The sequence below is a fragment of the Geobacillus proteiniphilus genome, from assembly GCF_001908025.1.
GTDB classification, from domain to species: Bacteria; Bacillota; Bacilli; order Bacillales; family Anoxybacillaceae; genus Geobacillus; species Geobacillus proteiniphilus.
This window is the reverse complement of record NZ_MQMG01000032.1, coordinates 1-22,148: the sequence shown is the minus strand read 5'-3', so window position 1 is coordinate 22,148 and position 22,148 is coordinate 1. Positions and strand designations below refer to the sequence as shown.

Annotated in this window: 19 protein-coding genes; 6 read left to right on the top strand and 13 right to left on the bottom strand. The window is 52.6% G+C overall.

From position 1 onward, the window contains the following. Nucleotides 1–43: 43 nt before the first annotated feature. The 9 genes from BRO54_RS11655 to BRO54_RS11615 form a co-directional block, all read right to left on the bottom strand. Nucleotides 44–1,099: an RNA-guided endonuclease TnpB family protein gene (locus tag BRO54_RS11655; RefSeq protein ID WP_047817752.1), complete on the bottom strand. Its 1,056-nt coding sequence runs from the start codon at nt 1,097–1,099 to the stop codon at nt 44–46. A 263-nt stretch (nt 1,100–1,362) separates the two neighbouring features. Then, nucleotides 1,363–2,889, bottom strand: a complete 1,527-nt coding sequence (locus BRO54_RS11650) for a PP2C family protein-serine/threonine phosphatase (protein ID WP_074044037.1) — start codon at nt 2,887–2,889, stop codon at nt 1,363–1,365. A gap of 6 nt (nt 2,890–2,895) precedes the next feature. Then, the gene (locus BRO54_RS11645; RefSeq protein ID WP_239691257.1) at nt 2,896–3,180 is read right to left on the bottom strand and encodes an STAS domain-containing protein; all 285 of its coding nucleotides are present in this window, start codon (nt 3,178–3,180) and stop codon (nt 2,896–2,898) included. After that, nucleotides 3,077–3,556 (bottom strand): ATP-binding protein, encoded by a 480-nt coding sequence (locus BRO54_RS20545; RefSeq protein ID WP_239691256.1) that lies wholly within the window; start codon nt 3,554–3,556, stop codon nt 3,077–3,079. The genes BRO54_RS11645 and BRO54_RS20545 overlap by 104 nt, the downstream gene beginning before the upstream one ends. Nucleotides 3,557–3,892: 336 nt before the next feature. Then, nucleotides 3,893–5,545 (bottom strand): helix-turn-helix domain-containing protein, encoded by a 1,653-nt coding sequence (locus BRO54_RS20820; protein WP_074044035.1) that lies wholly within the window; start codon nt 5,543–5,545, stop codon nt 3,893–3,895. Nucleotides 5,546–5,757: 212 nt separating this feature from the next. Then, nucleotides 5,758–7,167 (bottom strand): phosphomannomutase/phosphoglucomutase, encoded by a 1,410-nt coding sequence (locus BRO54_RS11630; protein WP_074044034.1) that lies wholly within the window; start codon nt 7,165–7,167, stop codon nt 5,758–5,760. Then, nucleotides 7,118–8,233: a glycosyl transferase gene (locus tag BRO54_RS11625; RefSeq protein ID WP_074044033.1), complete on the bottom strand. Its 1,116-nt coding sequence runs from the start codon at nt 8,231–8,233 to the stop codon at nt 7,118–7,120. Before BRO54_RS11625 ends, BRO54_RS11630 begins: the two co-directional genes overlap by 50 nt. Beyond that, nucleotides 8,214–9,401, bottom strand: coding sequence for a glycosyltransferase family 4 protein (locus tag BRO54_RS11620; protein ID WP_074044032.1), 1,188 nt, complete (start codon nt 9,399–9,401; stop codon nt 8,214–8,216). Before BRO54_RS11620 ends, BRO54_RS11625 begins: the two co-directional genes overlap by 20 nt. Continuing rightward, the gene (locus tag BRO54_RS11615; RefSeq protein ID WP_074044031.1) at nt 9,398–10,441 is read right to left on the bottom strand and encodes a nucleotidyltransferase family protein; all 1,044 of its coding nucleotides are present in this window, start codon (nt 10,439–10,441) and stop codon (nt 9,398–9,400) included. The genes BRO54_RS11620 and BRO54_RS11615 overlap by 4 nt, the downstream gene beginning before the upstream one ends. Before the next feature lie 291 nt (nt 10,442–10,732). Here BRO54_RS11615 and BRO54_RS11610 point away from each other — a divergent pair, with 291 nt between their 5' ends. After that, nucleotides 10,733–11,914 (top strand): Gfo/Idh/MocA family protein, encoded by a 1,182-nt coding sequence (locus BRO54_RS11610; protein WP_074044030.1) that lies wholly within the window; start codon nt 10,733–10,735, stop codon nt 11,912–11,914. A 204-nt stretch (nt 11,915–12,118) separates the two neighbouring features. Here BRO54_RS11610 and BRO54_RS11605 read toward each other — a convergent pair whose 3' ends face one another. Further along, on the bottom strand, nt 12,119–12,532 hold the full coding sequence (locus tag BRO54_RS11605) for a (deoxy)nucleoside triphosphate pyrophosphohydrolase (protein WP_074044056.1): 414 nt from the start codon (nt 12,530–12,532) through the stop codon (nt 12,119–12,121). A gap of 132 nt (nt 12,533–12,664) precedes the next feature. Here BRO54_RS11605 and BRO54_RS11600 point away from each other — a divergent pair, with 132 nt between their 5' ends. Next, nucleotides 12,665–13,528 carry an NAD(P)-dependent oxidoreductase gene (locus BRO54_RS11600; RefSeq protein WP_074044029.1) on the top strand — a complete coding sequence of 288 codons (864 nt, stop codon included), beginning with the start codon at nt 12,665–12,667 and terminating at the stop codon, nt 13,526–13,528. Between the two features lie 266 nt (nt 13,529–13,794). Next, nucleotides 13,795–14,559 (top strand): sporulation protein, encoded by a 765-nt coding sequence (locus tag BRO54_RS11595; RefSeq protein ID WP_193408811.1) that lies wholly within the window; start codon nt 13,795–13,797, stop codon nt 14,557–14,559. A gap of 171 nt (nt 14,560–14,730) precedes the next feature. Here BRO54_RS11595 and rlmD read toward each other — a convergent pair whose 3' ends face one another. Continuing rightward, nucleotides 14,731–16,119: a 23S rRNA (uracil(1939)-C(5))-methyltransferase RlmD gene (rlmD, locus tag BRO54_RS11590; RefSeq protein ID WP_074044027.1), complete on the bottom strand. Its 1,389-nt coding sequence runs from the start codon at nt 16,117–16,119 to the stop codon at nt 14,731–14,733. 235 nt (nt 16,120–16,354) lie between these two features. Between rlmD and BRO54_RS11585 the strand changes: the two genes are divergently transcribed. Both BRO54_RS11585 and BRO54_RS11580 read left to right on the top strand, forming a co-directional pair. Further along, the gene (locus BRO54_RS11585; protein ID WP_033011350.1) at nt 16,355–16,771 is read left to right on the top strand and encodes an Rrf2 family transcriptional regulator; all 417 of its coding nucleotides are present in this window, start codon (nt 16,355–16,357) and stop codon (nt 16,769–16,771) included. Nucleotides 16,772–16,854: 83 nt separating this feature from the next. Then, nucleotides 16,855–17,730, top strand: coding sequence for an SDR family oxidoreductase (locus tag BRO54_RS11580; protein ID WP_033011346.1), 876 nt, complete (start codon nt 16,855–16,857; stop codon nt 17,728–17,730). Nucleotides 17,731–18,132: 402 nt separating this feature from the next. Here BRO54_RS11580 and BRO54_RS11575 read toward each other — a convergent pair whose 3' ends face one another. After that, entirely contained in the window at nt 18,133–20,271 is a 2,139-nt protein-coding gene (locus BRO54_RS11575) for a heavy metal translocating P-type ATPase (RefSeq protein ID WP_074044026.1), read from the bottom strand. Beyond that, nucleotides 20,264–20,632, bottom strand: a complete 369-nt coding sequence (locus BRO54_RS11570; protein WP_074044025.1) for an ArsR/SmtB family transcription factor — start codon at nt 20,630–20,632, stop codon at nt 20,264–20,266. The genes BRO54_RS11575 and BRO54_RS11570 overlap by 8 nt, the downstream gene beginning before the upstream one ends. Before the next feature lie 236 nt (nt 20,633–20,868). Here BRO54_RS11570 and BRO54_RS11565 point away from each other — a divergent pair, with 236 nt between their 5' ends. Then, nucleotides 20,869–22,005: an IS110-like element ISGka2 family transposase gene (locus BRO54_RS11565; protein ID WP_074044024.1), complete on the top strand. Its 1,137-nt coding sequence runs from the start codon at nt 20,869–20,871 to the stop codon at nt 22,003–22,005. Nucleotides 22,006–22,148 lie beyond the last annotated feature (143 nt).

Here is a 22,148-nt window from a genome sequence, read left to right as displayed (position 1 = left end):
TGTGTACCCCGATGGGCGGCGCACCTGTGACCAGTGCGCTAGGTTAGGCGCTCAAACCCGAAATCGCTTTGGCGATGTTGATCGCCCCATTTAAGTCGGCGTGGATGGCGTATCCGCACGCTTGGCATTGGAAGCGGATGCCGTTTCGGTTTCCTTTATCTCGATAGCCGCATCGACAGGTCTGGCTTGTGTAGGTCGGATTCACCCACTCCACCCGAATGCCTGCCATTTCAGCTTTATAGGCAATCATCGTTTGCAATTGATGAAACGCCCAGGAATGGAGACTTCGTCCTGCTTCTTTTGCAGAAGCGGCTCGTTTCCGAATCCCCGTCAAATCTTCCATCCGAATCACGCCAACACCGTTGGCGAGGGCAAAGTGGACGATTTGACGGCTGATTTTATGGTTCATATCCTTCATCCAGCGGGACTCTTTACGGCCGATTTTGCGAATCATATGGAGCTTCTTGGCTTTGCCTAACTTTCGCCGCAGAGCCGCATATCGTCGGCGAATGAAGGCGCATCGGTTCCCTTTGAAAAACAACGATTTCGTTCCTACGCTGGCAACGGCGATATAACGAAGTCCCAAATCAACGCCCATTACCTTGGTTTCTTCCCGTTGTTGGACTTCAAATGTGATCGCAACAGCCAAGTACCATTTCTTTCTCTTTTTGTAGAGCTTGGCTGCCCCTTGTTTGGCGGTTCCGTCCAGCAACCGATTCAGCCATGCTTCTTGATAGGGACGCGTGACCACAGGCACGCCGACTCGCTTCTCTAATGTTGGGAATGAAACCGTGTAGAACTCTCCCTTTCGTTCGACGTTCCAATTTTGATTGTTGAAGCAACACCATAATGTTTTAAACCTTTTTACCTTCTGATGTTTCCTTTGAGACTTGACATCTCGAATCGTCTGATTCACGATGGCAGAAGGAAACCGTTGCGACGAAAACTCTTTAAATAGTTTACTCGTCGCTTGATTCAGTTCTGGATGATTCAACAGCCAATTCGCAAACGCTGTATTCACTTCTGTCATCCGTTCATACATTTCTTGTTTGACTTTCGTTGGTTTGTGCAGTTCTAGCCTTAGTGTGATCGTGGGCATGGATTCACCTCCTTGCGACGACTACATGATACCGTTTTTTCATAATAATTCAATATAAGAAAACGGCTCGCTTTCATCCCACCCCTAAAGGAGTGGATTTTCTCGCTCGCTGGTCTGTAAAAAGGGATAGCCCAAAAGGCCATTTTTACAACCACCTCCCCTTTGAGGGAGACAAACTTGGCTGCCGTGCCGTTTCATACATAAAGAAAAAGCAGCTTGTGAAGCGGATCGATCATCCGAATACAGGCGGCTTTTCCCCTCGTTTAGCCAAGCTTGGCCACCACCGCCGAAAAATCGTCCGGAAGCGGCCCTTTTTGCGCAAAATGGCGGCGCAGATGGGCCAAAAGCATCCGCTCGTCCAATGAAATATGCGGCGTTAGCGCATCGCGGAACTCTTCAATCTTTTGCCGGACAGAGCCCGTTTCCCCTTCGATCGCCCCGTCGGAATACAACACAAGCGTCGCCCCCGGCTCGTAGCGCAACCGGCCGCTGTCGACAAAAAGGCGCGGAAGCAGCCCGATCGGCGCGCAGCCGCGGTCCAACTCCGCCACCGTTCCGTCCGGTTGGAACAAAAACCCCGGCGGATGGCCGGCTGATGCATATTCAATCATCCGTTCCTTGACATCCACAAGAACATACACGGCGGTGAAATAATACGTCATCCGCCCGTTTTCATGGTACAACTGGCGCATATGGCGGTTCAACTCGCGAAACACTTCCGTCGGAACGATCCCTTTGCGGATGACGCCGTTTAAGAGCGAGCGGACCGACATGCAAATGAGTGAAGCCGCTGCCCCATGACCCATCACATCCATTAAAAAAATGCCGTACCGCTGTTTGTCGATCGGATACCAGGCGTACATATCGCCACCCAGCTCCCGCGATGGGATGTACGTTCCGGCAATCTGGATTCCTTTGGCCGACAACGGCTTGCTCAACACGCGCTTTTGCACCTCGCGGGCCAGCCGCAAGTCATCTTTCATCGCTGCGATGTATGGGTTCTCATAAGTTGGACCGGCAAATAAAAACAAGTAAAAAGCGATTCCTCCATCATGGCCGGGCACAGCCCGCACCGTCGTCTGCCTGACATAGACCGAACCGTTTTTCCGCCGCCAGCGCACCCACCCCCTCCATTCTCCACTTTCCCCAGTTCCCGCTTGAATCACCTCATAAAGCCAGGCCTCGTAATAACCCGCGTAAAGCGTATGCAGCGGCTGACCGACAATCTCTACACCATGGCCAGTGATTTTTGTGAACGCCGGATTGACAAACTGAACGACAAACTGGCCATCGGTTACGAGCATCGCCTGTTCCATAGCTTTGTACACTTGTTCAGCGAGCTGCCGTTCATTCTCGTTTCGCTTTGCTTCTGTCAGATCAGCGACAACCCCACTGACGAGCCTCACTTCCCCGAATTGGCCAAGCACAGGAAACGTCCGTTCAAGCACCCAGCGGACGGAGCCATCCCGCTGATTGATGATGCGATACGTTTGGACACCCGCATCCGCCCCCGAAAGGAGCGACCATTTTCTTTCCGCCTTGGCGCGGTCATCCGGGTAGGACACTTTTGCCCATATGTCTTGATCGCGGTAAAAGTCGTCCGGAGGCAGGCCGTACAGCTGCTCGCATGATGACGAAATGAACAAGAGACGCCTTTGTTCCGGCGTTGCGAGCCAATACACATAATCGCTCGGCCCAACGAACACATTCATTTTTTCCAAGCCGAGAAGCAACTCCCGCCACGCGAGGTGGTCATAACGTTGAACATATTCCCAAAACCCATCCACCATAGAACGTCATTCTCCACTGAAATAATCCATGGCTTCCTTCTCTGTGGCAAATAGTTTGATAAACGAAGAAAATTTGACGATATGGAAAATTTCTGCAAGCGACCCTTTTACGCCGGTGATGACCAACTCTTTTTGTTGGGCTCTCGCCGCCATGACGCTGTCAGCGATGACACCGAGTCCAGCGCTGTTAATGTATTTGACCCCCTCCATGTTGACGATCAATTGATCCGCCCGTTTGTCCAGCAACTTTTCCAGCGCTTGACGGAACGATTCGACGTTGTTTAAGGTAATATCTTCTGTCCATGTCAGCGTGCAAATTGCCCCTTGTTTTGTCTCCATCTTGTTTCCTCCAATGGTCACTCTTTTTTTTGCACTTGCACATGCACAACAAGACGTTGTTTCCCGCTCGCTTCACGTATACATCGTCGACGATATGGGCGATCAGCTGCAGCCCCCTGCCGCGCGGCCCAGTGTTGACGACATCGGTTTGGGCTACGGAGAAGCATCCCCCTCGCTGCTTGACAATAATCATAAACTGTCTTGCATCAATTTTCCAAAATATCCTAAAGGGCAGTCTTCTTGTTTTTTGACAATATTCATACGCATTCGTGCACGCTTCCTCTGTCGCTAGCCGAAGAAAAAGGCAATCGCGCGGCAAAAACCCCATTCTCTTCGCCAGTTCCTCGGTAATGTCCATCGCTTTTAAAATGTCCGCCGTTTTCATGATCGCCATCGTTCGGATCATGGCCGTAGGCTTCATCGGCATTCCCCTATCCTTGTTATGCTTATGCGCCGGCCAAAGCAGCATGGCAGCTTTTCCACTATCGCACGTTCCAGCGCTGGGGAAAACGGATTCGAATGCTATTTTTTCCTTGATTGTTCCATCCCTATCGAAAAATAGTTCTTATTTACTACAATTCATTATAATACAAAATGGGGTTCATTCCAATTTCCTACATCCAAAAAAAGACATCATGGCACCCATCGTCCAATGATGTCCCCCTTAACGGCGCTGCCGGCGGTGGTTTAGTTGATACACAAGGGCGATCAACTGCGACCGGTCATTGACGCCAATTTTTTGAAAAATGTTCGTAATATGATTTTTCACGGTATGGACGCTAATGAACAGCCGTTCTGAAATTTCGCGATTGCTGCAGCCTTGAATGAGCAGCTCCAATACATCCATCTCCCGGGCTGTCAACTGCTCGGACAGCATGTCGATATTGACCGTCCCATCATTCCCACCGTGAGCCTTGCCGCTAATCATCATCGCACCAATCGCGGCCAGCGCCGTCATATACACTTCCGCCTCTTTCGCTTCCCTTTCTTTCTTTATATGAACGGCGAGAACGCCATAGCGGCCATCGCCGACGAAAAACGGCACTTCCATCACCGGTTTGCCCTCGACATAAAGCAACGCCGGCACCTCGCTTTTCGCCTTCTCGCCGTGACAGCCATAGCGACGGCAGACATCATCCCGATAACGAACGGCCATTTCTACGTCCATCGCCCCTTCGTGGACAACAGCTGTTTGGCCATCGCTAGACCATACCGCGCAGACGAAATCGCCGTAAGCGAGCTCCGCGGCGAATTCGGCCATCATCCGGATGATTTCTTCCTCGTTCTGCACAACACGCATGGCTCGTCCAATTTCCACCAACATCGAAAGGCGCATCAAATGGCGGTCCATTTTCATATCGGCCTCTGTACATTTAGCTAGGAGCAGCCAATGTTGAACGAGGGCGGAGCCGACCGAACGAAGCGCCGCCGGCAGTGAAGAGGCCGCCTCGCTGCCGATCATGACCCATCCTTCCATTGTTTTCCCGTGCATCGCCGGATACGCAATCATCGCTTTCGGGCGGATGCCATGGCGGACAAAAAAGGAAAAGCGTGGATCCAAAGCGGCATCTTGAACGTAAACCGAACGAAGCGGCGGCTCCGAAGACGAAAGCGGCGGAAACAACGCATCGATCATCTTGCCGCGCAGCTTTCCGGCCTTTTCCCCGCTTGCCGCCGCCACCATCCATCCTTGCGGACATTTGGCGATATACAACGCCATATCGACGCGTTCATCGAACGCCCGCAACTCAAAAAGCAGCTTGTCCACGTCCGCTAGGGCAGAGTCGTCCGTAACCGCCGCTTCGAGCCGTTTTCCGTATTCACAGCATTGTTGCTTGCGGCGCTCGCCGCTGATCAATTCCCCGCATATGACCGCCATCTTTTCTATATCTTTTAACTTCGCTTCGACCGCCCGCGCCGGCAGCGCCACCGATCGTTCGATGGCTGACACCCACTTTCCGCCGGCTGCCAGCGGCTGTTCGCAAATGAGCCATTTCGTCTCTTCCTCGATAAACACGCCCGCCCAAATCCAATATTCCGCCTTCTCATCGACAAACACGGGAGCGACGATGCTTTTCATGCCAAAACGCCCGACCGGCACGACCGATGGACGTTGCCATCCGTCAATGACAAGTTCTCGCGGGCAGAAAAACGATGGCGCTTCCCTTTTAGCGGCAAACAAAACGAGCTCCGCCAGCTCGGTCATATTCGATACTTTCGTCACGGGAGTGCCGTGATCATCGACGATAAGCATGCTCAACTCCGTCAATGCCGCGTATGCATCTTGAATATATTGCAACGATTCACGGATCACCACGCCTTCAACTCTCCTACAACACGTTTTTATCTCTATCTATTATGGACAAATGAATGGCAAGAAATCAAGCTTCACCCCCCTGCGATGGCAAAAACAAACCGGCGCGGCGCCCGCCATGATGCGGGCCGCCCGCGCCGGAAAAAACCTTTTGCGCCAGACAGAGCGCCCGTCAAGAACACTCCCAAGCATTTCGATCAGCTTGGAAAAGGACGTCACCAATCGATGCGCAATTCAAGAGCATGGAGGCAATCAGCCAGCTGCCGCTTAATCTCCGCCAGCGCTTCCTCCGTCTTCGCTTCCGCGCGTAAGACGAGAATCGGCTGCGTGTTCGACGGCCGCACCAACCCCCAGCCTTCCGGGAACTGGATGCGGGCGCCATCGACGTCAACAACCGGATAGCGGCCAGCGAACCGGTTTTTCACCGCAGCAATGGCAGCTGGTTTTTTCTCTTCCGGGCAAGCAACGCGCGTCTCCGGCGTCGCCGCGTACCGCGGCACATCGGCAAACCACTCGGACAGCGGGCGCTCATCGTGCGACAGTAATCGAAGCAGGCGCCCAGCGGCGTACAGCGCATCGTCATAGCCGTAAAACTCATCATTGAAGAACAAATGACCAGACATTTCACCGGCAAACGGGATCTCCGGACGACGGCGCAACGTCGCTTTGACGTGCGAATGGCCGGTGCGATGGAAGAACGGTTTCCCGCCGAGTCGCTCAATTTCCTCAACAAGCGCTTGCGAACATTTCACTTCGACGGGCGCGTCGGCTCCCGGATGGCGCTTAAGAATCTCGCGCCAGAACAACACCATCAGTTGGTCGCCCCAGCGGATTGTACCCGTTTCATCCACGACTCCGATCCGGTCGCCGTCGCCGTCAAACGCGATGCCAAGATCAGCCTGCTCCTTGCGCACCATCTCAATCAAGTCCGTTAAGTTCTCCGGCACGACCGGGTCCGGATGATGATTCGGAAACGTCGGATCGGATTCACAGTAAAGCGGGATGACATCGCATCCCCACTCTTTGAGCACTTGTGGCGCAATGATCGATGGGGTGCCGTTGCCGCAGTCGACGACGACCTTCAGCTTGCGCGGACCGAGTTGGATTTTCTCCTTCAACATATTGATATATGCCGGAGCAAGGTCAAGCGTTTCCTCGCGCCCCCGCGCTGTTTTAGGACGCGGCTGTTCCTGGCTGAGCCGCTCCATCGCCCGCCGCAGCGCTTGGATGCGCTCGCCGTAAATCGTCGTTTTCCCCATGGCGATTTTAAATCCGTTCTCATCCCCTGGGTTATGGCTGGCGGTGATGATCATGCCGCATGAAATGTTCGTGTAGTATAAGCTGTAGTAAAACATCGGCGTCGTCGAAAGCCCAATATCGACGACATCGCAGCCGCCATCGAGCAGCCCATCTTTGAGCGCTCGGTGCAGTGCGGGCGATGACAGACGGTTGTCATGGGCGACAACCGCTTTCTTCTCACCTTCGTTTTGCATCATTTCGGCAAAGGCCCGTCCGAGCCAATACGCGAACGACTCATCGAGCTCCTCGCCGGCTCGTCCGCGGATGTCATATTCTTTAAACACGTGTGCCGGCCATGCGAACGGTTTCGTTGTTGACGTATTCATCGACAACCACCTCCACCGAAATCGATTGAGCGATTGCTGCTGTTAACAAGTACGACAATGTTGACTCCGCCCCCCGATTCGGGTTCGGGCCGTTCGGGCCAAGCCCGTCGCAGCAACTGCCGTCGCTTGGGTCGGCAAGCGGCGCGTTGCCGTCGTTTTCCCCGTAAAACCAGGCGAGGCAGCGGCGAACGACGCTGCGATAACGCTCGTCGTCCGTTGCCCAATACGCTTCGCGCGCCGCCAAGGCGAGCTTCATGACATCAAGCGGCTGCTGATCCCAATCGGCGCGGTAGCGGCGGCTGCACCAACCGCGGTTGCCGATCGGGCGGATGACGCCGCCCGGTCCGCTCATTTTTTCAATAAGGAACGCAAGGCTTTTTTCCGCCGCTTCCTTCACCTCATCCCGCGGCGCACGTCGATAGGACGTCCAAAGCGCCCACGGCAGCACCCCGTTGGCGTACGTCAACTCTGGCTCATACCAATGCCAGTCGTCGCCAGCATGCTCCCAATACGCCGCAAGCAGCCGCTGCTCAAGCCGTGCGGCCAAGGCCGCCACTTCCTCTTGATCGACGCCAAGCGGGCGTCCTTCTGTCAATAAGATGCCGCAAGCAGCCAACCCCCAGGCGACGCCGCGCAGCGAACGAAGCTCCCACGCGGCGGGCATGGCCCGCCGCAGCATCTCCGCCGCCGCTTCACGCCGCGCCGGATCGCTGAGACGGGCGTACGCGATGGCCGACGCCCAAAACGACCGGCCGAAGCAGTCGTCTGACGGCGTTTCCTCTTCCTTTGTCCGGTCGAAGAAAAAGTTGTTATGGAACGTGCCATCATCGTTTTGCGCCCAAAGCAAAAACGCCAAATACCGGTCAAGCAAACGGTGCAGCCGCTCCTTCTCTCCTTTGTCTTCGCATAGCGCCAGCCATTCCAGGCACGCCCAAATGGCGCGGGCGTTGTCATCGGTCGAATAACCCTCGCGACGGCGCGGGATGCGGCCGAGGCTATGCTCGAGCAACCCGGTGTCGTCAGTCATGCGCTCGAGATGGTCGAACTTAATGACTGACGGTGCCAACCGTCTTCACCTCCCCACGTTTCGCGGCGCACATGCGCGCAAACAAGGCGACATGCTGTTCGCCGACGCGCGGCCAATGCGTGTTTGCCCCGATTTGGCGCACCTTTTCCTCCCATCGCTTCAGCGCCGCCTCGTCGGCCAACAGCTGCCCGAGCCGCTCTTCCCAGGCGGTCGTATCGCCATACGGCAACAACAGCTCTTCACAACCTTGCAACAAGTCGCGCGCATGCTCATACGGCGTCGAAACGACCGGACGGCCGACGCCGACCGCATAGGCAAGCGTGCCGCTTGTAATTTGCTGCATGCCCGGGTACGGGGTGACGTACAAGTCGCACGCCGTCAAATAATCGATCAATTCCTCTTCGCTGAAATACCGATCTTCCATGCGGACATGGCGATCAAGCCCTAAACGGTGAATAAGCGACTTCAACTCCTCGCGATATGCTTCTCCTTCCCTTTTTTTCACTTCTGGGTGTGTCTGTCCGGCGATGACATACAGCGCTTCCGGCACCTTGCGAACGACGCCCGGCAACGCGGCCAAGACCGACTCAATCCCTTTGCCGCGGCTGAGCAAGCCAAACGTCAACATCACTTTGCGGCCGCTGAATCCGAGGCGGCGGCGAAGCGAATCGCGATTTTCGCTGCTTGGGCCCGGAGCGCCGTGCGGAATATAGACCATTTTTTCCTCTGGCAGGTCGAACGCCTGCACTAAGTACGGGATCGCCTGCCGGTTCATAACGATGATCGCATCGCTTGCCGCCGCGATTTTCTCTTGAATCGGGCGATACGGCGGCTCGGGCGCGGCAAACACCGTATGAAACGTTGTCACGAGCGGCTTGTTGAGCGCGGCGATGAAATCAAGAATGTATTCACCAGCCTCCCCGCCGAAAATGCCGAACTCATGCTGCAATAAAACGACATCGATGTCGCTTTCATTCACCCGTTTGGCCATCTCGGCATACGCCGCGCGGTTTTGCGCCGGAAGCGGCCAATACGCTGGGTCGTTGCGATAGGCGTCATCGCCGTCGCTTTCGTTGTACAAAACGATGACGCGGTCGCCATCGGATGGGCCCCGGACGCCATCAATGCTTTGGCGCAAATGTTCCGTAAACGTCGCCAGCCCGCACCGCCGCGGCGGGTACGTGCTGACGTAGGCAATTCGAATCATGCTTGCACCGCCTCCTTGAACTGATTAATAATCGAATCTTCGAACACTTCTCCCGCCGGCGTCACCGTCCGATAGCCGAAAATGCTGTTTTGCAAACGGCTGCGGTCACGAATGACAGAGCGGTCCCAAACGATTGTCTGCGCGCAATGGACGCGGGCGCCAATTTGGCAGTGGTCGCCGATGACCGCATTCGGGCCAATGACGGCCTGCGGACCGATTTTCACGTGGTCGCCGATGAGCACAGGCGGCACAAACAAGACGCCAGACCCAATCTCCACGTTTTCGCCAACAAACACGCCCGGTTGAATTTCACGTCCTTTGAGCGGAATCGGAAACTCCCGGCTCAACGCATCCCAATGCACTTGGCGGTAGCGGGCCGGCGTCCCCATATCACGCCAGTATCCGTTGCTGACGATGCCATATACACCGACATTCTTCTCGATCAGCAGCGGGAATGTTTCGCGTTCAATCGATACTTCCCGCTCAGCCGGAATATAGCGCATCACGTCCGGCTCGAAAATATACATGCCGGCATTGATGCGGTTCGATGGCGCTTCTTCGCGGCGCGGCTTTTCGACAAAGCGTAAAATTTGCCCGCGATCGTCTTGTTCGACCACCCCATAGGAAGAAGGATCGTCTACTTCCGTTAAAACAATGGTCGCCAAACCGCCATGTTGACGATGGAAATCAAGCAGCGGGATCAATTGCGGCAAATGCACGATGTCGGCGTTAAACACGAGAAACCGTTCCTTCAGCCAGCGCTCGGCGTTTTTGATCGCCCCAGCCGTTCCAAGCGGGAACGGTTCGAGCGCGTATGTAATCTTGACGTTCCAGCGCTTCCCATCTTCGAAATAGCGACGGATCACTTCTGAACAATGATGTGCGGCGATGACAAATTCGTTGACTCCTTGGTCGCGAAGATGAACGATGAGGTGTTCAAGCCATGGCCGGTTCGCAATCGGGGCCATCGGTTTGGGGATGTTTTCGGTCAATGGACGAAGACGCGTACCTAATCCTCCTGCCAGCAACAATGCTTTCATTTCGTCATCCCTCCATAATCTTTTTTTCACAAAAATAGGCATCTTTTTGACGGATGAACGAAAAAATGAAAGTAGTTCATAGATTGCTAGCACTCGGCAGTGACGGTTGCTAATAATAGTATACATAATATTCCTCCTTCTATGCAAGCGAAATGATTGTCGGATGGTGTCGATGAGGAATGATTGATGCTTGCAAATTTAGAAACTTTCATTTTCTCGTTCTTCTTTTTCTTTGCGGTATAATGAGTATCGTTAATGCTATATATATGTGAGGGAGGAGGAGAATACGCCATGATTTCTTCATCATCTTTCCGTTACCATGTTGGCATTGCCGGTGCCGGCGCATTCGCTGAATTTCTCGCCGGTGCGCTCGCCCCGCTTCCTTCCTTCCATCTCGCCGCTGTCGCCGGGCGGACGGACGAAAAACGCCAGCGCGTCATCGACGCCTATCGCCGCCGTCAGCCGCAGGCGGGCGACGTGCGCGAATACCGCGAAGCTGAAGAATTGATCATTGACCCGCATGTTGACATCGTCATTCTCACCACCCCGCCGCATTTGCACGCCCCGCTTGCCGAGCGGGCGCTTGAGGAAGGAAAACATGTGCTCCTTGAAAAGCCAGGCGGCCTCACCGCCGAGGCGCTGCGGGCGAACATCCAGCTCGCCGCCCGCCAAAACCGGGCGTTGGCGGTCAATCTCGTTCTTCGCTACCACCCGCTCGCTGAAGCTGTCAAGCAACTTATCCATCGCGCGCTTCTTGGCCCAGTGGACTACGCAAGCCTTCACAACGCGGCTCACCGCGTCGCGGAAGGCCATTGGTTTTGGGACGAACGGCGAAGCGGAGGCATTCTCATTGAACACGGCGTCCACTTTTTTGAAGTCGGCCGTGACTGGTTCGGCGAAGCCGTCGAAGCGCACGGATTCGCGTTAAGGGAAACAGACGGCACACGGCCGCGCGTCGGAGCCACTGTGATCCATGAAGGCAAGGGCCGGCGCATCCCCGTCCATTATTACCACGGCTTTACGATGGACCCTGCCGCTTCGGAATCGACGCACTGGGACATTCATACGGCACGCGGGCGCATCGTGCTTGACGGCTGGATTCCGACGCAGCTGTCCGTCTCCGGCCTCGTCTCTGACGAGGAGGCCGCGTGCATTGACGCCTGGCTTGACGCCATCCCGACAAAGCCGTCATCCGGCTCCATCGAACAACTGCAACAAGCGGCCGACCGACTGATGCCGCCCACGGAACCTTCAGCCGCTCCGCGCCGTCCGTACGAGCGCACCGTTGTGCTCTCGGACCGCCACGGTTGGTACGAAGCGATCGCCCAAGCGCGCTTTCTTGATTTTTGCCGTTTGATCGAGAACCCGAGCTGGCGCGTCCTCGTCACTGCTGAAGACGCCGCCGCCGACCTCGCTTTGGCGGAAGCGTGCACCGTTGCCAATGAAGCCATCGATCCGCTCGGCATCCGTTAACACAACGAAACAAAAAGGAAAGGTGTCCCAAAAAGATCGGGGCACCTTTTTTGATTGCCGTATATATAGATACAAAAAAATGTTAAAAAGCAATATATTGTGTTTCGCTTCTTGAACATCGCCCTTTGGCGTCAGACTCTTTTTCGCCTCAATCTGTACAACGGTAGTTTTTCCTAACAAACACCCGAACGCCGCAACGGCCATTTACACGTTCCGGCTCACCTTCCTCTTGTGCAACAGCGCCTCAACGGTCGAAATGTCCGCCGGCGCCCACCTAAGGGAGTGAAGCTGGGACAGTGGCACCCACCGAAGCTCGGCATGCTCCCGAGCTCGCGGCTCCCCATCGACTAAGCGGGCTTCATACGTCCGCAAATGCACGATGGCATGTTCATATTCATGGCATACATCCGCCAACAGTTTGCCGATGGAAATCGTGCAGCCAAGCTCCTCGCGAATTTCCCGAACTAAGGCCGCTTCCGAACTTTCACCTTCCTCCACTTTGCCGCCGGGGAACTCCCACACGTTCGGGAGCGACATATTCGGCGCGCGCAACGCACATAAAACGTCCCCCTGTTCGTTGCAGATGGCTGCTCCGACGACATGAATGACCCGTTTCATTGCTGACCCGCCCTTCTCATCCATATACGCCATTTTAGCAAAAACCGCTTTGTTTTCCAAAATAGTGGAACTCCTTCAAACATTATGATACTCTCAACAGTAGGACAACCAAGAAAGGAAGGGACGAAAAACATGATCGGGTTTATCGGCCTTGGCATTATGGGCAGCCGTATGGCGGAAAACTTGCTCGACAGCGGTTATTCTCTCGTTGTCTACAACCGGACGAAAGAAAAGGCGGAACCGCTCTTGCGAAAAGGAGCGAAATGGGCCAACTTTCCCAAACAGGCAGCGGAACAATCCAACGTCATCTTCACCATGCTCGCTAACCCGCAGGCGGTCGAAACGATGGCGCTCGGGGAACAAGGGTTTTTGCCCCATTTGACGCCGGGAAACATATGGGTTGATTGCAGCACCGTTGACCCCGCCTTTACACGCAAAATGGCGGCAAAGTGCGCCGAGCGGGGCATCCGCTTTGTTGACGCTCCGGTCGCGGGATCGAAACTTCCGGCGGAAAAAGGCGAGCTCGTGTTTTTTGTCGGCGGCCGCCAAGAAGATGTCGACGAAATCCGTCCGCTGCTTCATGTAATGGGCAAAGCCGTCTATCACTTAGGCGAAAACGGGAAAGGAACCATGATGAAGCTCGTTGTCAATTTGATGCTGGCTGAAGCAATGGCCGCCTTTTCCGAGGCAGTATCCCTTGGCGAGGCGCTCGGATTTGACAAAGAGACGGTAGTGAACATGTTGCTCAACACGCCGACTGCCGCACCGTTTTTACAAGGGAAAAAGGACTATATCATTCACAACCGCTTTCCAGCTGAGTTTCCGCTCGAACATATGCACAAAGATTTGCACCTCGTCGCCCAATCGGCGTACGAGCGCGGAATCACCCTGCCTCTGGCGAACTTGGCAAAAGAGCTGTATGGCCTAGCCAAACAATACGGCTGGGGGCAAGACGATTTTTCGGCCGTTTATCGGCTGTTGTCAGGCCAAGCATGACAGGCAAAGGGAGGGACGGCATCGTTCCCGCCTTTTTAACTGTTTTCCGAAAGAAGTCAAGTCTCCCACCTCAACGAACGTTGACCTCGAACCGTGAGGCACACGGGGATCGCTCGGTCAACTTCCTGTCATGAGATGGGATTACCCGAGAAGCCCCCGCCTCTAAGCGTTAGCGTAGGTGGTGGGAGTATGTCGCTTAAGAAGGACGGAACCTTTTCACCAGGCGCTCCGTATTCTCAACTGAAATCGATGACAAGGGGGAGAACTTGTTGTTCAAAAAACTGTTAAGCTCCATCGGCATCGGATCTGCGACAGTCGATACGAAATTGGTGAAAGCGAAATACGTCCAAGGCGAAGCAATCGAAGGGGTTGTTGACATTCGCGGCGGCAGCGTCGAGCAGCACATTGATGAAATTTACTTGGCATTAGTCACAACGTACATCCGCGAAATCGATGATAAGAAATTCGAAGAAAAAGCCGTACTGGGGCGATACAAAGTAAGCGGCTCGCTGACAATTGGGCCGAACGAAACAAAAACGATCCCGTTTCAATTCGCCTTGCCGTACGACGTGCCCGTCACGCTCGGCTCTTCGCGGGTATGGCTGCAAACCGGCCTTGACATTAAAATGGCGCTCGACCCGCAAGACCGCGACCATCTCACCATCGAACCGCACCCGCTCGTCGCCGCGTTTCTCGAGGCAGCCCGCCAATTAGGATTCCGCCTCCACCACGTCCAATGCGAACAAGCGCGGCGCTATGGTGAGCGGCAGCTGCCGTTTATCCAAGAGTTTGAATTCAAGCCGGCAAGTGGACCGTTCAAAGGCTGTCTTGATGAATTGGAAGCGATCTTCTTTTTGTCTGAAAACAGCGTGGAAGTCTTGCTGGAAATCGACCGCAAGGCACGTGGACTTTCTGGGTTGTTCGCAGAGGCGCTCGATATGGACGAGACGTTTGTCCGGTTCACCTACGGCGCAGACGACATCCCGGCATTGCCGCAATTACTGGCAGATGCGATCCAGAAGTACAGTTAGACGGAAAAAACGAAAAGGGCCGTCCGCCATCTTTTTCCTTCCGCTTCTGAAGTTTGTAGGTGAGGCATAGGTTGCACATCTATCCCTGTAAATGATTTCTATTTGTTTCAAAAAGGATGGCAAAAACAATAAATCCCGTTTCTCCCTATCCGAGAAACGGGATTCCTTCCATCATGATCCCCGAACAAGCAACGCACAGCACTCGACATGGGCCGTATGCGGGAACATATCGACCGGCTGGACGGTTTTCAATGTATAGCCGAACGGGACTAATTGGGTAATATCCGCCGCAAACGTCTCCGGGTTGCATGAGACATACACAACCCGCTCCGGCCGCGCCCGGCCGATTTTGCGCATCACCTTCCCGCCCGCCCCCGAACGTGGAGGATCCAAAAGCAGCAGCTCCGGCCGCCCGAACTGTTCCAACACTTCATCAATCCCGCGTCTCGCATCCCGAGCCAAAAAGTACGTATTGTCAATGCCGTTGTCCTTCGCATTTCGCTTCGCCGACTCAATCGACGTTTCAACAATTTCAATGCCAGCTAACGCTTTGACCCGTTTCGCAAACGGCAGGGAAAACGTCCCGACTCCGCAAAAGAGGTCGATCATGTTTTCATGAGGCTGCGGTTTGCCCATCTCCAACGCCAGTTCAACCAATTTGGCCGCCTGCACTGGGTTCGTTTGAAAAAACGTATCAAACCAAAGGCGGTAGCGGAAGCCGCACAATTCATCGTAAATGAAATCACGTCCGGCCAACACATGGGTTTGTTCCGCCTGGGTGCGGTCCGCCCACGCCCGATTCTCGAGCCAAAGCAAACTTTTCACTTGCGGGAGCGCCTTCGTGATCCGCTCCGTCAAATCGGCCGCCGCTTCTTTCAACTCCCCTTCCGGCGCCTCGGTCGCAAAGAGCGCCACCATCACCTCTCCTGTCGCAAACGACTCGCGCACCATGACGTGGCGAAGCAGCCCTTCGTGGGTATCTTTGTGATAACCAGGCAGCTGGTGATCGCGCGCCCAACGCGCCACCTCCATGGCAGCTTTAACGATCCGTTCACCGGCAATGAGACATGTCTCCAATGAGATGATTTGTCGAAAGTTTCCTTGCTCATGCAGCCCAAGCAGGCCCTCCGGAGAAAACGTAAACTCCATTTTATTGCGGTAATGCCACGGATGTTCCATGCCAATCGTATCGCGGACAACGCCAGGGTCAAATCCGTGCTCTTTCAAGAGCGTCTTGACATGCTCCGTTTTATGGCGCAGCTGCCCTTCATAGCGCCAGTGCTGCCAGACACAGCCGCCACAGCGGTCAAAGTGCGGACACGAAGGCGCAAGCCGTTCCGGATGCGGCTCAATCACTTCTTCCAACCGCGCCTGAACTCTGCACCGTTTTGGCTCATCGACAACGACTCGCACCTTCTCACCGGGAAGTGTAGACGGAATGGCGAGTTTGAGCTTCTTTCTCTTTCCGTCCTCTTCACGCCAAACGACGGCTTGTCCAATTCCTTTTTTATCCAACTGATGAATGTCCGTAATGAACGATTGTTTTCCGCTGTCTGTCAATGGCTTTCCTCCTTCCGAGATGAACGATGTTGTCACCCTTTATGTATTGTACACGATCAGTGGACGAATCCAAAGCACCTTTCCGTCACGGCGTCAGCCCCTCTTCTCTCCGGCGCGGCCTTTGGCGGGGATTTATCCCTTTCCGACCGGAAGCACGATTGATCCAAAACGGCCAGCACCAAAGTTGACTTTTCCTGAAGATATAACTATAATGGTTACAACGGTGGTGTTTTACGTGAAACAAATTAGCACACGATTTTCGATGGCCGTGCACATCCTTTGCTTGCTTGCGACCAGCCCGGCCGATTGCACCGGAGATTTCATCGCGCAGAGCGTCAATACAAACCCTGTCATCATCCGTCGAATTATGGGCATGTTAAAAAAAGCGGGGTTGGTTGACGTCCGCCCCGGAGTCGGCGGCGCTTCGCTACGCAAACCTCCCGACCAAATCACGCTGTTAGACGTGTATCGGGCCGTCCGTGTCGTGGAAACGGATCAACTGTTTCGCATCCATGAACATCCGAACATTCAGTGCCCGGTCGGGCGGAATATCGAGGCGGTTCTGCAAGCCGAACTGAAAGCGGCGCAGGCGGCCATGGAAGAGCGGCTTTCGCAAACGACGATCAGCCGGCTGATCGCTCAATTTCAATAATAAAAGCTCTTAACAGGGCTTTTATTTATACATCGGTTGTAACCAAACTGGTTATAACAAAACAAATGAGGAGGTCTAGGCGTATGAACATATTAGTCACCGGGGCAACCGGAAAATTAGGAACGAAAGTCGTCGAAACGCTGTTGAAATCCGTGCCGGCTCACCAGCTGGCCGTCAGCGTCCGCCAGCCGGAAAAAGCCGAACATCTTCGGGCCCGCGGAGTCGACGTTCGCCATGGCGATTTTGACCGCCCCGAAACGTTGGAGACAGCCTTTCAAGGGATTGACCGGCTGTTGATCATCTCCACCGACGGAGACAACGAAACAAGAATCCGCCAGCACACAAATGCCGTCAACGCCGCCCAACGCGCCCAAGTCGGATTCATTGCGTACACAAGCCTGGCGAATGCGAATGAAAGCCGGCTCGCCTTGGCCGAAGTGCATCGGGTGACGGAAGAAGCCATCGCAAACACCGGCATTCCGTACTCCTTTTTGCGCAACAACTGGTATTTGGAAAACGAAATCGGAACCGTTCAAGCCGTCCTCGCCGGGGCGCCTTGGGTGACATCAGCCGGGACAGGCAAAGTCGGCTGGGCCCTTCGCCAAGACTACGCCGAAGCCGCCGCTGCCGTCCTCGCCGGAGATGGCCATGAAAACACAATTTACGAACTTTCCGGCCCCCTCATGACCCAAGAAGAACTCGCCGCCGCCCTCGGCGCCGTCTTAGGCAAAGACGTGCCGGTGCAACAAGTCGACGATGCTGCCTATGCTGATATCATGAAAAAGGCTGGTTTGCCCGATCCGCTCGTGTCGTTTCTCGTGGACATTCAACGCGGCATCCGCGAAGGCTCCTTAGAAATCGAAAGCAACGACTTTGAAAAACTGCTCGGCAGACCGGTGACGCCGATTCACGACGCGCTGGCTCAACTTGTTCGTGACCTAAAGGGAACAACCCATTAATTTCCACAAAAACCGGCCCTGCGGCCGGTTTTTTTACGAAACAAACTTCCTCCCCCTCTCCCCTTTTCCATCTTCCCGACCGCCATCCCCGTCAGCTCATCAACCGTTTCGTCATCATCTCCTGTTTCCAACCTTTTTTTCAATATCTGCTTTGCCTAACAGGATTCCAAAGCGGCCATTCCCAGGATGCCGGACGCACAAAAACGGTGTCCCGAACGCAGCGGGACACCTCCAACTCTACAACGTATGATGGCTTATAACGCTTGTTCCTTCTTTTCGTCCACTCTCGTATACCCATTTTCCCAAAATGTCGCGTTCTTGATCCCGTATTTTGACGCAATGAGAGACGAAATGCTCACGTTCAGCGCTCCTTATCATGCACTGCCACTTGTGGTGAAGAGCCTATTCTTTAACTTTTAGCAATCGCATGCTGTTTAATGTTACGAGTAATGTTGCTCCCATATCGGCAAATACCGCTAACCATAGCGTTAACCAACCAGGCACAATTAACAGTAATGACAATGCCTTAATCCCTAAAGAGAAAATAATGTTTTGCTTAATAATCGCTAAAGCTTTGCGGCTCAATTTAATCGTATATGGCAATTTGCTTAAATCATCAGACATTAAGGCAATATCGGCTGTTTCTAGGGCTGTATCGGTTCCAGCACCACCCATTGCCACACCAACGGTTGAAGCTGCAAGAGCTGGTGCATCGTTCACACCATCTCCAACCATCGCCACGCTTTGATGCTTGTCACGAAGCTCTTTGATGAAATTCAGTTTATCTTCTGGAAGTAAATCGGCTTTAATATCGGAAACGCCGACTTGTTTTCCGATGGCTTCGGCTGTTCTTTGGTTATCCCCTGTCAACATTACCGTTTTTTCAATACCGACTTGATGAAGTTTTCGAATAACCTCTTTGGATGATTCTCTTATTTCGTCTGCCACGGCAATTAACGCCAGAATTTCTTTTTCCGTTCCTAACGCCATGACCGTTTTCCCTTGTGTTTGAAGGGTTGTAATTTGTTCTTTTATTTCTGATTGGATGCCATTTGGAAGAAGTTCTTCAAAAAGACCTGGACTTCCGACATAATACATTGCGTTATTTACTTTGGCTTTGACCCCTTTACCTGTAATGGATTGGAATTCTTCAACAGATAAATCATTAAAATTCAATCCATCTTCTTCTGCTTTTCTTATAATGGCGGAAGCAAGTGGATGTTGTGAGCCTTTTTCAATGGCTGCTGTAATGGTCATTAGTTCATTTTCATCGCCATTATAAGTGACCACATCGGTGACGGAAGGAACACCTTTTGTTAATGTTCCTGTTTTATCAAAAGCGATGACTTTTAGAGATCCTGCTTCTTCTAAATAGATGCCACCTTTAATTAACACCCCGTTTTTCGCTGCATTTCCAATGGCGGTTACAATCGCAACAGGAGTGGAAATGACCAGCGCACACGGACAACCAACCACTAATACAGCTAGACCCCGATAAATCCATTCGCTCCAATCAGCACCCATAAATAATGGCGGAATAACGGCTAGTAAAAGAGCAAAAATGATAATGGCTGGTGTATAGTATTTGGCAAAACGATCTACAAACGCTTGAGAAGGCGCTCGTTCTGCTTGAGCTTCTTCCACTAAATGGATGATTTTCGAAAGGGTTGTATCTTCCACTCGTTTTGTCACTTTTACTTCCAATAAACCTTCTTCATTCAATGTTCCTGCAAAAACTTCATCACCAACTGTTTTCGCTACGGGAACACTTTCCCCTGTAATGGCAGCCTGATTTAATGTAGATGTACCCTTGATGATGATTCCATCCATCGCTAATTTCTGACCAGGCTTTACGATCATAATATCTCCGACTTGAATATCGTCAACAGGGACCATCATTTCTTCATTTCCGCGACGAATTAATGCTTCTTTTGGAGCAATATCCATCAACGATTCAATGGATTGACGAGCTTTATCCATGGAATAACGCTCTAAGGCTTCGCTAATGGCGAATAGAATAACAACCGTTGCACCTTCTCCCCATTCACCAATCGCTGCAGCTCCTAAAATCGCCACTGTCATCAGCGTATTCATATCAAAATTCAATCGAACTAGGTTTTTGAAACCTTTTATAAATAACGAATATCCACCGATTAAAATTGCTGCAGCATATCCAATTGTCGCAAAGATATGCTCTTCTCCGTATTGCTTCCCTAAAAACCAACTGATCACAAGCAAAACGGCGGAAATATACACTTTAATGTTCTCTTTTTGCTTCCAAAAAGGTTCACGCTTGACTGATTTTTCTTTATCTTCCCGAACCTTTAAGTTTTCAAAAGCTCCTGCTTTTTCTAATTCTTCGATGGTTGTTGTACCCCAAACGGTAATTTTAGATGCTCCAAAGTTTACTTTAGCATCTTGAACACCTGGCAATGATTTTACATTATTTTCAAACTTTGCCGCACAGTTTGCACAAGTAAATCCTTGAACACGGTAGGTTTTCGCTTCTGATTTAGATAATTTTGCTTGTTGTTCAGACACGGACTTTCACCTCTTTCTCATGTACTAACGCAATCATGATTAACTGCTTAATATGGTCATCATCCAGCGAATAAAATGCTAGCTTTCCTTCTTTTCGATACTTTACAATCCCTTGTTTATAAAGAGTCCGTAAATGATGGGAAGTGGTTGCAACAGAAGCCCCAATGATATTGGCAATATCACATACACATAACTCTTTATCTTGGCAAAGTGAATAGACAATTTTTGCCCTATTTTCATCTGCCAGTGCTTTAAACAACAGGACAACCCTGGATATATCTTCTTTTTGCAATTCCCCTTGTATTCGATTGACTTTTTCTTCGTCATAACAATAAATTTCACATGTCTCTTTCTTACTCATTCATTATCCCCCTTTCATATTCAAATTTCCGTTCGAATATATTATACCCCATATCTTTCTTACTCATTCATTATCCCCCTTTCATATTCAAATTTCCGTTCGAATATATTATACCCCATTTCTTTTATTATTCAAGTATTTATTTGAATGAAAAACAAAAAACATCCATGAGTAAATTTTACTCCCCACCCAGGCATGAAAATCCATCTCTCCTTCCATAATGGAGGATTTTCATCATGGATGTCATCTATCCTCGCTGCGCAGGATTGGATGTTCATGCCGAAACCATCGTCGCCTGCGCGCTATGGGAAGAAGATGGACACATTCAAAAGGACATTCAAACCTTCTCCACGTTCTCGAAAGGACTTGGCGACCTGCTTGAGTGGCTCGAAGACCATGGGGTCACCCATGTCGCCATGGAATCCACCGGCGTGTATTGGAAACCGGTCTTCGCCTTCCTCGAGGGCTATGTCGACTTGACTTTGGCCAATCCGCAGCGGATCAAAAATGTCCCGGGAAGAAAAACCGATGTCTCTGACGCCGAGTGGATCGCCAAGCTGCTCCGCCATGGACTCGTTGAAAAAAGTTTCGTCCCCCCAGCGGATATTCGCGAATTGCGGGATTTTACCCGCCTCCGCAAAAAGTGGGTCGGACAGCTGACTTCGGAGAAAAACCGGATTCAAAAAGTGCTCGAGTCTTCCAATGTCAAACTCGGCTCCGTCCTCTCCGATCTCTTCGGCGTTTCCGGAAAAGACATCCTCGCCCGGCTGCTTGAGAAGGGATACGTGGACAAGGACGAGTTGGATCAATGCCTGCGCGGAAGGCTCAAAAAGAAAAAGCAAGCGGTGTACGATTCGCTGCTCGGCACCTTGACCGAACACGAGCTCCGTCTCCTTCGCCTCTTGTGGAAACACGTTGAGGAATTGGAGCGGCTCATCGAAGAAGTCGACCAGCACATCGACCGCCTGCTCGAGCCGTATCGGGAGGAAGTGGACTTACTGATGACCATGCCTGGAATCAAAAAACAAACCGCCGCCGTCATCATCGCCGAGATGGGAACCGACATGAGCGTCTTTGAAACGCCGGAACGGGCGGCTTCATGGACTGGATTGTCCCCCGGCAACCATGAAAGCGCCGGAAAGCGAAAGAGCACGCGCACGACAAAAGGCAATCCCCATCTCCGATCGGCGTTATGCGAGGCGGCATGGTCAGCAGCTCGATCCAAGACGCATCCCTTGTCCCGAAAGTTTTGGTCGTTGGCGGCCCGGTGCGGGAAGAAAAAAGCCCTCATCGCCATTGCTCGGCGGATGTTGGTGATCATCTTTTGCATGATCTCCCGCAAAGAGCCGTTCCGCCAACCACAACTTATTTAGTCTAGCCAAAAGGCAGACAGGTTATACGAGATGCCTAAAATCGGGCACCTCTGCTTTCCTATTGCCTTTTTTGGCCATTTTCAGTATACCCTCACGGATCAGGAGCGTATACCGCACTCACCAAGTGGTGGGGATTTTCACGG